General features: G+C 68.8%; 12 protein-coding genes. 4 read left to right on the forward strand and 8 right to left on the reverse strand.

Features of this window, described 5'->3' with window-relative positions; genetic code table 11:
- Nucleotides 1–25: 25 nt before the first annotated feature.
- The 6 genes from AB0E67_RS18010 to AB0E67_RS18035 all read right to left on the reverse strand — a co-directional run bounded on the left by AB0E67_RS18010 (nt 26) and on the right by AB0E67_RS18035 (nt 7,427).
- Nucleotides 26–1,435: a DUF4407 domain-containing protein gene (locus tag AB0E67_RS18010; protein ID WP_362027427.1), complete on the reverse strand. Its 1,410-nt coding sequence runs from the start codon at nt 1,433–1,435 to the stop codon at nt 26–28.
- Nucleotides 1,436–1,439: 4 nt separating this feature from the next.
- Entirely contained in the window at nt 1,440–2,513 is a 1,074-nt protein-coding gene (locus AB0E67_RS18015; protein WP_362027430.1) for a hypothetical protein, read from the reverse strand.
- Nucleotides 2,510–4,786, reverse strand: a complete 2,277-nt coding sequence (locus tag AB0E67_RS18020) for a hypothetical protein (RefSeq protein ID WP_362027433.1) — start codon at nt 4,784–4,786, stop codon at nt 2,510–2,512. Before AB0E67_RS18020 ends, AB0E67_RS18015 begins: the two co-directional genes overlap by 4 nt.
- A complete protein-coding gene (locus AB0E67_RS18025; RefSeq protein ID WP_362027436.1) occupies nt 4,779–5,591 on the reverse strand; it encodes a hypothetical protein in 813 nt (270 codons plus the stop codon). Before AB0E67_RS18025 ends, AB0E67_RS18020 begins: the two co-directional genes overlap by 8 nt.
- Before the next feature lie 90 nt (nt 5,592–5,681).
- Nucleotides 5,682–6,488 (reverse strand): Crp/Fnr family transcriptional regulator, encoded by an 807-nt coding sequence (locus AB0E67_RS18030; protein ID WP_362027439.1) that lies wholly within the window; start codon nt 6,486–6,488, stop codon nt 5,682–5,684.
- A 339-nt stretch (nt 6,489–6,827) separates the two neighbouring features.
- Complete coding sequence (locus AB0E67_RS18035; protein ID WP_362027442.1) at nt 6,828–7,427, reverse strand: short chain dehydrogenase; 600 nt, start codon at nt 7,425–7,427, stop codon at nt 6,828–6,830.
- Nucleotides 7,428–7,548: 121 nt separating this feature from the next.
- Here AB0E67_RS18035 and AB0E67_RS18040 point away from each other — a divergent pair, with 121 nt between their 5' ends.
- On the forward strand, nt 7,549–8,415 hold the full coding sequence (locus AB0E67_RS18040; protein WP_362027445.1) for a LysR family transcriptional regulator: 867 nt from the start codon (nt 7,549–7,551) through the stop codon (nt 8,413–8,415).
- A gap of 83 nt (nt 8,416–8,498) precedes the next feature.
- On the opposite strand, the gene AB0E67_RS18045 is transcribed toward AB0E67_RS18040, so the two are convergent.
- Nucleotides 8,499–9,002: an FBP domain-containing protein gene (locus AB0E67_RS18045; protein WP_362027448.1), complete on the reverse strand. Its 504-nt coding sequence runs from the start codon at nt 9,000–9,002 to the stop codon at nt 8,499–8,501.
- 354 nt (nt 9,003–9,356) lie between these two features.
- Between AB0E67_RS18045 and AB0E67_RS18050 the strand changes: the two genes are divergently transcribed.
- Nucleotides 9,357–9,527 carry a hypothetical protein gene (locus AB0E67_RS18050; protein ID WP_362027451.1) on the forward strand — a complete coding sequence of 57 codons (171 nt, stop codon included), beginning with the start codon at nt 9,357–9,359 and terminating at the stop codon, nt 9,525–9,527.
- A gap of 604 nt (nt 9,528–10,131) precedes the next feature.
- Complete coding sequence (locus AB0E67_RS18055; RefSeq protein WP_362027453.1) at nt 10,132–10,935, forward strand: SGNH/GDSL hydrolase family protein; 804 nt, start codon at nt 10,132–10,134, stop codon at nt 10,933–10,935.
- A gap of 284 nt (nt 10,936–11,219) precedes the next feature.
- On the opposite strand, the gene AB0E67_RS18060 is transcribed toward AB0E67_RS18055, so the two are convergent.
- Nucleotides 11,220–12,056 (reverse strand): class I SAM-dependent methyltransferase, encoded by an 837-nt coding sequence (locus AB0E67_RS18060; protein WP_362027456.1) that lies wholly within the window; start codon nt 12,054–12,056, stop codon nt 11,220–11,222.
- Between the two features lie 350 nt (nt 12,057–12,406).
- Between AB0E67_RS18060 and AB0E67_RS18065 the strand changes: the two genes are divergently transcribed.
- Complete coding sequence (locus AB0E67_RS18065) at nt 12,407–14,278, forward strand: prolyl oligopeptidase family serine peptidase (RefSeq protein WP_362027578.1); 1,872 nt, start codon at nt 12,407–12,409, stop codon at nt 14,276–14,278.
- The last annotated feature ends 149 nt before the right edge of the window (nt 14,279–14,427 follow it).

The raw sequence follows: 14,427 nt of genomic DNA on the forward strand, positions 1-14,427 counted from the left end.
TGTTCCTGGTGGAGGGCTGATGCGTTCAGACCGTCGACGAGCGGCGGATCTCGTCCTCCAGCGAGTTCACCGCTTGTCGGACCCGGATGTTCATCGCTGCTGCGTGCTCCCGGAACGCCGCCTCCGACTCGGCGCGGTGGCACCGGACCTTCTGTTCGACGGTGTCCTGGGCGATCTCGAGGTCTGCGATGGCCCGACGTTCGGCAAGCCGGACTTCCTCTCCATGAATCTTGACCGCGCTGTTGCTTTCGCTGGTGAGCATCCGGTCGTACGCGGTCTCGCCGGTCAGGTACTTCACCAGCACCGGGAGCACGTCCAGGAGCACGAACAGCAGGCGCACCAGCCAGATGCCCACGAACAACACCGGATTCCCACTCGCGAGTTCATCAAGCGTCCGGATCCGTTCCAGGACACCGATCTCCTTCTGCTTGGCGCGTTCCTCGTCCAGCCGCCGCTCGATGTCGTCGGCCCGTGCCTTGAGGAAGGAACCACGTGACGAGGTCAGCCCGGCCTCGATCTTCGAGATACGGGTGTTCATGCCAACAAGGCGCTTCTCGTTCTCACTGGTGCGATGGGTGGTCCGGTAGTCCTGTGCCTTGTCGCGCAGACGCAGGCACTCGGACGTCCGCTGATACAAGCCGGTGGCGGCTATGCGGATCAGTCGGCGGCATTCGTCCCGTACCTCGGAGTCGATGGCTTCCAGTCTGGTGGTGTCCCGGTCGACCCGCTTCTGCAAGGCGGCTGCGTCCGAACGCAAGGCGGTCAATTCCTCGACCCGTTCCGCTGGCGTCGCGCGGAAGGAGAGGACGTACCGCCTGTCGCAGCCTTTCAGGGCAACGATCTGTGTCGTGGGTGGCACCGGGTTGCAGCGAACCAGGTTCGTGCGCAACCTGTCGATGACGTCGGTGCGTTCGTCCGCGACGCGTTCCTCGATGGCTGTCTGGAAAATGCGCAGCACCAGCGGCTCGGCGATCACAGCACCGAGCAGCAGGGCGATCAGCAGGCGCGTGAGGAGAGGCCCGACCCGTCGCCGCATGTTCGGCTGCGGTGTGACCAACCAACGGTCGAGGTTGAGCACGAACAGCATCCATATGATGGTCGGAACCAAGGCAGCGACGGAAACCCCACCAAGTGCCTCAGCCGCGAAGTTCCACATGGAAAACGCTGCAATGACGGAGGTACCGAGCACCACCCCGCCGAGGGCCGTGTACTTGCTCCGCTCGTACTTGACTCTGGCCAGCAGTTCCTCGTCAACGCCGGTCAGGGCACGCAGACGTCGTGCGGCGCCGGAATCAAAGCGCCGACGGGTGGTCTCGGCCGGGGCACCACCGCCGGTATCGCGGAAAGCGGTTCGGTCGTTCGCAGTATGAGAAGCGACTCCATCGCCGGTGTTCTGGCTGCCCACCACGCCGGAAGCAGTCACATGGTTCGTCAAGGAGTCAGCCAATGAGATCGTCCTCGTCCTTGACGAAACCACCTTGCGGGTCGCACGAGCCGTCCGGGCCCGCTGCCGTACGGCCGGGACGTGCCTGTCCCGGCCCGACCATACGGGCAGTGTCCACAGCGGCTCCGATGCCGGGCGTGGCCTGGCCGCGCGTCTCGCGCAGAACCTGCTCCAGGACCTGGTGGTAGTCGACATACTCGCTGCCGCCCATCTGTCGCAGCAGCGTCAGCAGCATTTCGCGGCGCATCTGTGCGTCCGCCGTCTCCAGAGCCTGCGCGTGGGTCCGCTCCGCAGTGTCTGCCTGGTGACGGCGGGCCGACTCCTCGTCGGTGATTCGGTGGACGCGCGCTGCCACTTCGGTGACGTCGATCTCCTTCCGGGCAATACCAAAGGCGTCCACGTGGTCGGACCCCTGGGAGAGGAGTTCCGCGATCCGGAGTGCGTCCTGGGTCTCGAAGTCACGTTGTCCCCGCTGGAGTTCCCGGGCACGCCGCTCGTCACGCAGCTTCTGTTCCCAGTCCCGCAGGTCGTCCGACGCGTGTACCTCGGCATTGACGAACTCGACGCTCATACCTGCGACACGTGGGGGCACTATCGCACTGTAGGCAGTCATACGGTGGCTGGCCTCGATGCGCACCGCGTTGATCTCTTCCACGCGGTGCCCGGCGCTCACCCTCGGCAGGTCGCTGTCTCCCATCAGATAGGCCCGCAAGGGAACAGTGACGTCGACGATGCCCTGCCTGGCGATAACGGTCGGGTCGGTCACCTGACAGGTGAAGGAGGCCCGCATCGTGAAGTTGTCCGCCTCGCTCACCGACGGCAGTGGTCGCTCCACATCGACCAGGCGGGCCCGGGTGTCGACCAGGCTGACCGAAGAGGCGTCGAGCACGTCGGGGTGAGACGGGTCGAACACCATGCCCTCGGGAAACGTGCGGTAGTTCCCCCCGACCCTGAGGACGTATACGGCTCCGGGCGGCAGCGACGGCACGTCGTCGCGACGACGACGGCGAGACCACCACGTGCCCTGGACGGTGGCCAGGATGTGCTCGGCAATAACCGGGTAGTTCACTTGCTTCGGCCTCCTTGAGCAGAAGGGAAAGGAACGACGGATACGACGGAGGTGGTGGAATGCTGGGAGCCCGCCAGCGCCCGGCCTCGCAGGGATCCGAGGAGCACCTGCGCCAACTCACGTGCACCGGGGACCGCGTAGTCGGGGTGCTTCAGCGCGATGGACAGGTGGTAGCACAGGGCTGCCCACTGCCGTTGGCTCATGGCGTGCCGCATGGATTCCCCGAGTTCGCGTACGGCGCCGGTGACGGACGGATCGTCCCGCAGCTGCACCAGCGTCCTGCACAGTGCGCTGACCGCCCGGCTCCGGTTGGTGCTGTGCAGGACATCGGCCCACAGCGCCCCAAGATGGCGCTCACTGTCCGGGACGGCACGCAGCAGTGCGGCGGTGAGGGGCTCGGTGGCATCCAGCCGGACGGCTTCGAGGAGCTGGACAGCGGTCTTCAGCGCTATCGATCGTTCCCGGGAGCCCGGCGCTGCCTTCGCGATCACGGTCCGTACATACCGGAGGATGAACAGGACGCGTTCGGAGTCCTGTTCAGCGGTCTGCAGCAGCAGTACCAGGGAACGGCGCGCAGAAGACGCAATCCGCTCGCCCCGGTGCGTCAGGAACCACAGCCAGTTGAGTGCCTCCAGACGGTAGAACGAACCCAGGCGACCGGTCAGTGCCATGGCCGCTGTCACGGCACGCCCGGCACCACTTCTGTCTACCCAGCCCAGGACGATGTTCAGGGCCTGCGGGGCGAGATGTTCGACGTCGCACATGAATTGGAGCGTCAGCGCTGCGGTCACCCGCTGGCTGGTGATGCCCTCGGACCACACCTTCAGCAGGTTCTCATCGACATCGACCAGCGCGTACCGGGCCAGGAGTGCGACGCCCCGGGCCACCTCCGTCCGGGTGTCCAGGTCGCCCTGCAACGCGAGATCGTTCAGCCACTGGCGCAGCGGATACCAGAGCCCGTAGCCGTACAGGTCGTGCAACTCTGCGATCACGAGCTCGCGGATGCGCGGCGAGGTGAAGACCAGGCGCCGCTCACTGCGGCCGGCATCCCGGCCCGGGCCAGGACGGTACTCGGTCGTCACGAGGCCCACTGCTCGATCTCTCCACCGTGCCCGGGACTGGTCGGCCACCGCGCCGCCCAACGACGTCCCTGTCGAGCCGTCCGGTTCCACGACCGGCGTCTCGCCGCTCTGCTCCCAGCTGCGCACATGAGCGGCAAGGGCGGCGCACTCCTTCTCGAATGTCCGCTCCGGGATGCCCTCCAAGAAGGCCAGGGCGGCGAGCGGAAGCAGGTCGTCCGCGGAGGGCTGCGTACGGAACCACTCCTGGACCTGCTCCCGGTGCCGGTCCCGCAGTGTGTCCAGCGCGGCCTCCAGGCCTTCCTGGGACAGAGCTACGGCCGCAGCGACGACGTCTGCCGGCCGCTGCTGTTCGCCGACCCGCTCCAGCAGTTCCCTCTCGGCGTCCGGCTCGACGCCGACATGCGGCAACTCGGCCCTGCAGTGTTCAAACAACTCCAAGGGGGCCGGTGCCTGCCACGACACACAGTGTTCCCTCAGTGCCAGCCGTCGGCGGGCCGTATCCCCTGCCGTGATCACCAGGTACGACCCTTTGCGGCGAAGCTCCTCACTCAACCGCCCGATGCCGAACGCCTGCACAGCCCCGATGTGCAGCTCGCCGACGTAGTCGAGGATGACGTACCCCTGTCCCGGCCTGAGGTCTCGCGAAACAGCCAGCTCGGCAAGGGCGTTGGCGGGCGACAGGCTGCGCAGTCTGGCTTCCTTGCCCAGGATCTCCCTGAGCAGAGCAAGGGAGCCAGCGCCCCGGCCGCAGTGGTTCGGACCCGTCAGCACCACGAGAGCGTTCTCGCGCAGCTTGCCGAACGCCTCGTCGTAGCAGGGCTGCGGCGGAACGAAGAACCGCAATGCCCGGTCCGTCTCCTCAGGGACTATGGTGCCGGGGGCGAGTCCGGAAGATGAGACGGCGCCGAAGCCGAAAGCTGCTCCAGAGGCATCGACGACACCATAGAAATTGTTGTTGACAAGCTGGTGGACGCGGCGCAGATCGTCATAGCCGCGGTCGTCCTCCTCCCGTTCGTCCTGCTCCTTGCGCCGCTCGAGGTCTGTGTCCGCTTCGGGATCCGGGCCGAGAGGATCTTCCCCAGCCTCCGGCGCACCACTAGCGCCGTCCTGCGTGGATGGTGCGACATCCTCGTCGAAGGTGGGACCGGACGGCACGTCCGGCACGTCGTCCGGATTTGAAGTCTCAGCCACCAACGCTCCCGAATCCGAAGACGGAACCCCGGGCGTCCATGGAGCCCTCCACGTTGGTGACATTGATCGATTCAGCCCGGTATTTCTGGCTGATCCCCCTGCCACCATCAGCGCCGCATGCGGCGACCGGTCCGGCCTGGCTCCGCGCAGGCTCCTCCGGCGCCGGAGCCGCAGGCTTCCCCGCTTCCACGGTTCCGGGCTGGAGTGAGGCAGTGGCCGGTGCGCCAAGCGCGGGCACACGCAGCCAGGCCGTACCCTCGTACTCCTTCACCTGGACGGATACCTGGGCGAAGTCCTCAACTCTCAGGGTTGTATGCCCGCCTGCCACCGTGGACCGGAAGACATCATCGGACAGCAACAACGCCAAGTCAGCATGAGGCCGCACGACCAGTGCGTCGTAGAGCTGAGGCGCGTTCAGCAGACGCGCCGTAGCCACGACGGCCGAACCGGCAAAGCCGTTCTCGGCCAACTCCACCAGGCCCAGGTGGATAACGGACCGTAGTCGCATCCGTGCCTCAGGCACCCGTTGGACGTTGTACTCACGCAGCTCGGCAACGAGGTGGCGGATGTAGTCGTCGACCAGACGTGACTCAGCACCGTCCAGAGGTCGCACCGCGAGCTGCTCGTCTCCCTTTCGCTGAATGTGCCACTGGGTGCGGTCGAGGCCGGCGCCCCTGGCAGCACGATCGAGGAGCCGCGGCAGGTCATGCTGGATTTCGGACTGCCTGCGGTCGTTCTTGCCGCCATACGCCTGTGCGTCAACGGCTATGCAGGTGCATGGATAGAACCCGGCCCACTCAACCACCCGATCATTCCTCTCTGAGCGAGGCATGGGCACGACGCCCACGAAGTGCTGCCCGAGAGGCTAGGAGAGAGAGCGTGCAGTGATCCCGTATCAATACGGGTTGTCAGCAACGACTTTGGCGAATTCGAGCAGTTTCGGAACGTCACAGATGGTTATGCTTCGGTAACTGCGCTCCACCAGCCCCTTGGCTGCCAGCGTGGCCAGACTCTTCTCAGCCGTGTTGAGGGCGAGTCCGGCCAACGACGCAAGCTCCCTCTGAGTGAGCGTCACTCCGAGCTCGCACCGTTTGCCGCCACCGTCCGGCACGGGCTGTGCGTAGGCCTGACTCAACTCGGCCAGGACCCGGGCCAGCCGGGTCAGCGAGTCGTACGCTTGAAAGTCGATCCGACGCCGGTTGGCCCAGCGCAACCGGGCACACAGCATGTGAAGAATGGCCCGCATGGCATCCGGGTGGCGGGTAAGGAAGGTTTCCAGCGCCCGCGCCTGGATGATCCGGGCGGTCACATCGCTGCACGCGATCACCATGCCGGACCTGGGGCGCTCCTCGAAGGCTGCCATCTCACCCACCAGGTCACCCGCTATACGGACGGCAAGCAGCATGTCGTAGCCGCTCTCCGCGCTGGCGACGACCTTCACGACACCGCTCGTGATCAACAAGATGTGCTTGCCCTCGTCTCCCTGCTGCAGCAGCGCGCGATGGGGCGGATAGGCGATCAGCGTGCCTTGCCCGAGCAGTTCATCGCGCGTCGTACTTCGCAACCGGCCGAGAAAGGTGGACGGCGGCCACCTATGGTTCACCAGTACCCCCGACGATCTCATTCCGCGGCGCAGCGGACGGTTCAAGTGCCTGACCATGCTGCCGTCGAGTCGTGTACCGGAAGATCGGCTGGTCGGCATGTGGCCAGTTTTAACGCTCCGCAGCCGAAGTTGACCGAATAGGCATTCTTTACGAGAGCAATTGGTTCATGGACAAGGAGGGAGAACCCCGCCCCCATGCCAGAGCCCACGGGCCTGACCGATCAGTGCTCTCGCAAAGGAAGGAGGTCGCTGGTCAGCCAGGTTTTCGGCGGGACCGTGAGCGGATAGAGGCAGCACCGGCCGACAGTAGCGATCCGGAGCGGCTGTATAAGCAAACATAGCTGGCTGCGTGTCAGGGCTTCTCCGGACGGCGTGAGCCGCAGCGGTCCGCCGCCGTGTGCTCGCGAACTCGAAGCTTCGAGGTGTGGTGGTCCAGGCCTACCAGATCCGGTAGACCTGCCCTGTCTGCGCACCCTCGATCGAGCGGACATACGCCGTCGCCACCCGGGCCACCGGGACCGCTTCCATGCCGACGAAGAAGGGTCCGTAGGCGGGCAGGGACTCCTCGGCCACCGTCGGGCTCACCGCGTTGATGCGCTGGGGCGGGAGCTCGATCGCGGCGGCCCGCACGAACGCCTCCACCGCGCCGTTCGCGGCGGACGCCGCCGCTCCGGCCACCACCGGCTGCTCGGCGATGATTCCGCTGACCAAGGTGAACGAGCCGGTCGGGGCCACATGCCGGGCACCCTGGCGCACCAGCTCCAGCTGGCTCAGCGCCTTGCCGCGGAAGGTCGTCACGAAGTCGTCGGCGGCAAGTTCGCCCAGCGGCCGGAACACGGCGTCGCCCGCCGTGATCGCCACCGCGTCCAGCGGGCCGGCCTCCGTGTACAGCCGGGCCACTGCCTCCGGGTCGGTGACATCGGCCACCAGGTCGCCGCCCGAGCGGCCCACACCGATCACCTCGTGCCCGCGTGCCACGAGTGCCCGGCGCACCGCGCCGCCCAGCATGCCGCCCGCGCCGACCAGAAGAATCCTCACAGCCCACCATCCATCACGCATCGGAGAACGAACCCGGGTGATCCGCCCGGGCATCCCCGACGCTACGGACCACGTTCCGGGCCCGGAAATGCCGTTTGGGCAGGGACTATGCTCCACAGGCATGGACAATGTGGAGCTGCGCCATCTCAGAGCGCTGGATGCGGTGGCCGCAGCGGGAACCATCACGGCCGCAGCGACGCGGCTGCACATGACGCAGCCCGCCCTCTCCCGCACGCTCACCCAGCTGGAGGCGCGCGTCGGGGTCCGGCTCGTCGACCGCTCCTCCCGGCACCTGGCCCTCACCTCGGCCGGAACGACCCTGCTCGGGCACGGGCGCGCGATCCTCGCCCACCTGGACGCGGCCCTTGCCGAAACCCGTACGGTGCCCCGCCCCCTGCGGATCGGGTACACCTGCGCGGTGCTCGGACGGCAGACCGTCCCGCTGCTCCGTTCCTGGCGCCGCGCACACCCGCACGTCCCGCTCGACGTGATCCGGCGGGACAACAGCACCGCGGGCCTCGCCACCGGGGACGCCGACGTGGCGATACTCCGCACCGTCCCCGCCGAGCCGCGCATCCGCACCGAGGCCCTCTACACGGAGGACCGGGTCGCCGCACTCCCCGACGACCACCCGCTCGGGGACCGGGACCAGGTGCTGCTGGCCGAACTCACCGCTCACCCGGACCTTCCGCTGGCCCTGTGGCCCGACACTGGTACCGCCTCACCGGACCTGTGGCCGCCGCAGCACCGCCCGGCCCGAACGGTCGAGGTGGGCAACGTGGACGAGTGGCTGAACCTCATCGCCACCGGCGGTGCCTTCGGCCTCGGCGCGGGCGGCACGGCGGAGAGTCACGGCCACCCGGGCGTCCGCTTCATCCCGGTCTCCGACGCCCCCGCCGCCACGGTCTACCTCGCCCGCCCCATCCACCCCACGCATCCGATGACGGAGGACTTCCTCGCGGCGGTTCGGGACGTGGTGAGCGGCTGAAGCCGGAGCCTGTGCCCGCTCCTCGCGCCCTGCTCGGCACGTAGGCGGGCGGCGTCAGCGGGCAGTCGTCGCGTCCGCCCGGTTCACCCCGCGGTGACCTTGGCCGCGAAGGCGTCCAGGTTCTCCGACATCCGGGCCAGGCGCTCGTCCAGACCGAGGCTCTCCTCGTACCGTCCGGCGCGCAGTTTCGGTTGCCGCTTGCCCCGCACGTACAGGGGGCAGGCGAGGTCCGCGCAGATGTAGATGCCGATCGTGTTGCCCTCGCGGCCGCGAGTGCCCGCCAGCGGAGCGGCGAGCAGAGTGACACCGGAGGAGGCGTGGCCGGTCAGGCAGATCTGGCAGAGGCTGGACTTCACGGCGCTGGTGCGCCGCATCGAAGGCACCCGCAGCGAGATCCCCACCGGGCCCTCCGCACGGGGCAGCACCAAGTGGGCCTTCAGCGGCGCTCCGGGATCCACCCATCCCAGGAAGTCCATGTCCTCCCAGGGGAGTTCGGCGAAATCGAGTGGCAGCCGGAGCCGGGCCGCGTCCCCCTTGGTGCAGTTCACGAAGGATGAACGGATCTGTTTCTCACTGAGCGGTTCCACAGCCGCCGACCATATGCCCAACGGGGGCGAACCGCATTCGAATATCGGCGGGAGCGTGCGGACCGGATCGCGGACGGCGAATGAGGCGTCGCACCGCCTGACGCACGACCTGCCCCGTCCTGCCGCCTGCCGCACGACCTGCCCCGCCCTGCCTTCTACTCCTGCCCCCGGCCCCTGCCGCACCGACCGTCGCACCACCTGCCGAGATCGGCACCCAGGGCACCGCCCCGGCGCCCGCCGCCCGCCGCCCGTCTGGAAGCACCCCTGCGACTCACGCCCGACATGCATATTTCGTACGTATATGCGAATCTGAGAGTGGCCCATCGTCCGAGATCCGCTACAGGAGGCACGATCGTGGGCAAGAAGCAGAGTCGGCAGAATCGCGGCGCCCGCACCGGTGGCCACGAACGCAGTACCGCTCCGGACACCAAGGAGAAGACGCAGCCGATCCCCACCGAGGGCACGGTGCGTTCGATCTCGGAGCAGGTCTCCCACCGGAAGCAGCGGAGGTTCGGCCACAATTGATCTCCGCAGGCCGCGACAACTGAACCCGTAGTTCCAGGCCCTCCGCCCTCCGCGGCGGCGCCCCGCGCAGGGGTGCCGCCGCGGAGGGCGGTTTTTTGATGCCCGCACCCGGCGGCCGGGCCCCGATGATTGGACCTTCCGCCGCCCGGGCCTCCCCCCGCTCGGGCCTTCCCTCGCCCGGCCCCCCTGCCGCCCGGCTCCGCCGACGCCCTGCCCCTCCCTCCCGTCACTTGGACCCCCGCAGCTCGGGGGTCCTGCCGCGTCGGGGCCTGCCACGTCGGGGTCCTGCGGCCCCGGGGGCCCGCCGCCTCTGGGCCTGCCATCCAAGGCCGATTCCGGCCTTGACGACCGGCCCCGACGCCCGGCACACCCCTCGCGGTGGCTCGACGGACGGCTGGGCGAGGTCGGCAAGTGAGCCGAAAAACACCTTTCTCAGGTGCGACCAGAGGTTTATCTACGCGCGGAGCTCGCACACCCGAACGATCATTCGGGCATATCAGACCAGTTCTTGCGCAGCTATTACCGGCCAGTACCCCGAGCTGCTAGAAACATGGCGCCCCATCAACCCCCCACCCATTCCCCACACTTCGGAGGGCTGACAGTCATGTCAGTACGGCGATTCTGGGCGTCCGCTTCCACTCTGGTCCTCGCCGCCGCGGCTGCTCTGGGCGTCGCCCAGCCGGCCTCGGCGAACTCCGCAGCCACCGGTGGCTACGTCGCTCTCGGCGACTCGTATTCCTCCGGCGTCGGCGCGGGAAGCTACCTTTCCGACAGCGGCGACTGCCGTCGCAGCACCAATGCCTACCCCTACCTCTGGGCCGCCGCCAACTCGCCCTCCTCGTTCACCTTCGTCGCCTGTTCAGGCGCCACGACGAGCTCCGTGGCGAGCACCCAGCTGGGTGCTCTCAACTCGTCCACCGGTCTGGTCAGCGTCACCGCGGGCGGCAACGACGTGGGCTTCGCCGATGTCATGCAGGACTGCGTGCTGTCCAGCGAGGCCACCTGCCTGAGCAGTGTCGGCTCGGCCGTGTCCCAGGTGCAGAACTCCCTGCCGTCACGCCTGAGTTCGCTCTACGGTTCCATCAAGACCCGTGCCCCCAAGGCTCATGTGGTGGTGCTGGGGTACCCGCGCTTCTACAAGCTGAGCGGCAGCTGCGTCGCCGGGCTCTCCGAGAAGAAGCGCGCGGCCATCAACAACGCGTCCGACGTCCTGAACGGGGTCATCGCCAAGCAGGCCGCCAACGTCGGGTTCACGTACTCCAGCGTGGTGGACGAGTTCACCGGGCACGAGCTGTGCTCCGGTGACGCATGGCTCCACAGTGTGTCGATCCCGGTCTACAACTCGTACCACCCCAAGGCGGCCGGGCAGTCGGGCGGCTACCTTCCGGCCTTCCGCTCGGCGGCGTAGCAGGCAGCCAGCGGCAAAGCCCGAGGGCCGAATTCACAGGGCCGAAGGCCCAAGGCTGGAAAGCGAAGGGCGAAAAGTCGAAAAGTCGCGTGCGGAAAGCGCGTGCGCCTGGGTACGGCGGGCGGGCCGGCCGGAAGCATGAGCCTCCGGCCGGCCCGCCACGGCCTTCGACCTCTGCCTCTTACGGGTCCGCGCCCGTACGCTCGGCGGCCCCGGCCGGAACCGGCCCGTGAGCGGGCGGGAAGCGGGTGGGCAGGGGGAGAGAGCCGGGGCGCGATGGGCCGTCAGGAATCCGACGGGCGCGACGCCTTGATCGAGTACATCAGCGGGATCCGCGGGCGGTCGGCGGGGAAGCGGTAGAAGCCGTCGCCCTGCCGCTCCAGCGCCGAGAACCGGGCGAAGAGCGAGACGTCGTGCTCGTGCAGGAACTCGATCCGCAGGCCCGTCGCGGCCAGCGCCGACACCACATCACCGATCGGGTGCTGCCATTCGACACTGCGGTTGTGGACGGTCGGCGCGTCGAAGTCCGTGTACGTGCCCGGGGTTTCTTCCACCCACGCGTCGCGACAGAAGTAGTCGTGGACGATCTCCCTGCCGGTCGAGTCGTCGAGGCAGTCGGTGATCGGATGGAACTCCGCGAGGTAGAGGAAACCGCCCGGCGCGACGAGCGACGCGGCAACCTCGGCCCAACGCCGAGTATCGCGAAGCCAGTTCAACGCGCCGATACCGGTGTAGACGATGTCGTACGAGGAGTCCGGGACGGCCTCGGCGGCGTCGTGGACGTCGGCGGTGACGAACGCCGCCCGTTCTTCGGGAAGTCCGATCTCGCGGGCCAGGCGACGCGCCGTCTCGACAGCCGGTTCCGAGAAGTCCAGCCCGACGACGCGCGCCGCGCCGTGCCGGGCCCAGGAGAGAGTGTCCACCCCGATATGGCACTGCAGGTGCAGCAGCGACTTGCCCGTGACGTCACCGACCTCCGCACGCTCGAAGTCGCGCAGGGCGTCCTTGCCCGCGCGGAAGGAGTCGAGTTCGTAGAAATCGCTCGCGGTGTGGATGGGGACCCGTTCGTCCCAGCGTGCGCGGTTGGCCTGGCGCCAGTCGGCGGGGGTCTCTGCATGCATGCCGCGGAGGTTATCCACAGGCTGAGGACGATGCGAACGAATTGTCGGCGTTCCGGCGCAGAATGGGGACCATGACTGAGATCACTGGCTCGACGGCTCCCATCTCTCGGGCGACCGCCCCCGCGCCCACGACCGAGTCCGGACAGGCGTCCTCGGCCGGGTCCGGGCAGGCGTCCTCGGCCGAGCACGGGCCGACGTCCCCGGCCGTGCCGGGGCGTGCGTCCGCGACCGATGCGCCCGTGGCGGGGACCGAGAGCCCGGTCGCCGACGGAGTCGGAGCAGCGCCGGTCGGCGATGCGGCTGGAGCGCATGCGGTCGGCGACGAGGGCGAGAAGGCGGCGGGCGCGTCCGTGCCGGTGTGGGAGCAGCGCTTCCGCGCGCCCAGGGTGTCGCTGCCCGACTGGGCCGAGGACGCGCCTGACCGCGCGCTGTTCGTCTCCAACGCGACAGGGACCTACGAGCTGTACGCGTGGGACCGCGCCACCGGTGAGCAGCGCCAGGTCACCGACCGGCCGAACGGGACGACGGAGGGCGTGCTGACGCCGGACGGCGAGTCGATCTGGTGGTTCGACGACACCGACGGGGACGAGTTCGGGGTGTGGATGCGTCAGCCGTTCCACGGCGCCGACGGCGAGGGGCCCGCGGACGAACCGGCAGCGCCCGGTCTCGCCCCCTCGTACCCGGCGGGGCTCGCGATCGGGCGGGACGGTACGGCGGTGATCGGCCGCTCGACCGACGAGGACGGGACGACGATCCATGTCGTGCGCCCCGGGGCCGCCCCGGTCGAGATCTATCGCCATCGCGAGTCGGCGGGCGTCGGCGATCTCAGCCATGACGGGATGCTGATCGCTCTGGAGCACACCGAGCACGGCGACGCGATGCACTCCGCGCTGCGTGTGGTGCGGCCCGACGGGTCCACGGTCGCGGAGCTGGACGACACCGAGGGAGGCACGAAGGAGCTGGGGCTGTCCGTGCTCGGCTTCGCGCCCGTCGCCGGTGACAACAGGCTGCTGGTCGGACATCAGCGTCGCGGGCGTTGGGAGCCGATGATCTGGGATCCGGTGACGGGCACGGAGACGGACCTCGGGATGGATCTGCCGGGCGATGTGGGCGCCGAGTGGTATCCGGATGCCTCCGCACTCCTGGTCGTACACGGGTTCGAGGCCCGCAGCGATCTGTGGCGGTACGAGCCGGGAGCGGGCGCGCCTCCCGTCCGGGTGGAGACCCCCGCGGGCTCGGTCTCGGGTGCCACGGCCCGGCCGGACGGCACGGTGGAATACCTGTGGTCGTCGGCCGCGCAGCCGCCCGTCATCCGGTCGACCTCGGGCGCCGTGGTGCTCGATCCGCCCGGCCGGAAGGCCCCGGCGTCCGTGCCGGTGGAGGACGTATGGGTGGACGGGCCCGGGGGCCGGGTCCACGCACTCGTGCAGCGGCCCGCCGCCCCGGCCGAGGGGCCGTTCCCCACGGTGTTCGAGATCCACGGAGGGCCGACCTGGCACGACAGCGACGCCTTCGCGTCCGGGCCCGCCGCGTGGGTGGACCACGGCTACGCGGTCGTCCGCGTCAATTACCGGGGTTCCACCGGGTACGGCCGAGCCTGGACGGACGCGCTCAAGCACCGGGTCGGCCTGATCGAGCTGGAGGACATCGCCGCGGTGCGGGAGTGGGCGGTGGCTTCGGGGCTCGCGGACCCGGCGAAGCTGGTTCTGGCCGGTGGCTCCTGGGGCGGCTATCTGACCCTGCTGGGCCTCGGCACCCAGCCGGAAGCCTGGGCGGTGGGCCTGGCGGCCGTGCCGGTCGCCGACTACGTCACGGCGTACCACGACGAGATGGAGGACCTGAAGGCGCTGGACCGCACCCTGCTGGGCGGCACGCCGGAGGAGGTCCCCGAGCGCTTCGCGGCCTCGTCCCCGCTGACGTACGTCGACGCCGTCCGGGCGCCGGTCCACATCTCGGCGGGGGTCAACGACCCGCGCTGCCCGATCCGCCAGATCGAGAACTACGTGGACCGGTTGAAGGGGCGCGACGCCGTGCACGAGGTCTATCGGTACGACGCGGGGCACGGCTCGCTGGTCGTGGAGGAACGGATCAAGCAGGTCCGCCTGGAGCTCGACTTCGCCCGGCGCCACCTGGCCAAGGACGCCCCTGCCCCTGCCCCTGCCCCTGCCCCTGCCCCTGCCCCTGCCCCTGCCCCTGCCGACACTCCCACGTCCGGCGGCTGAAGAAGGCACGGCGGCCGGAAGCCTGAAGAACGGTAGGCGGAGGACGGGAGACGGAAAGCGGGCGACGGATAGCGCAGGACGGGAAGTGGAGGACGGAAAGCGGGGACAGGAGGCGGAAGGCGGAAGGCGGGGACAGAAGCCGCGCCGGG

The organism is Streptomyces sp. NPDC032161 (genome assembly GCF_040636995.1).
GTDB lineage: Bacteria > Actinomycetota > Actinomycetes > Streptomycetales > Streptomycetaceae > Streptomyces.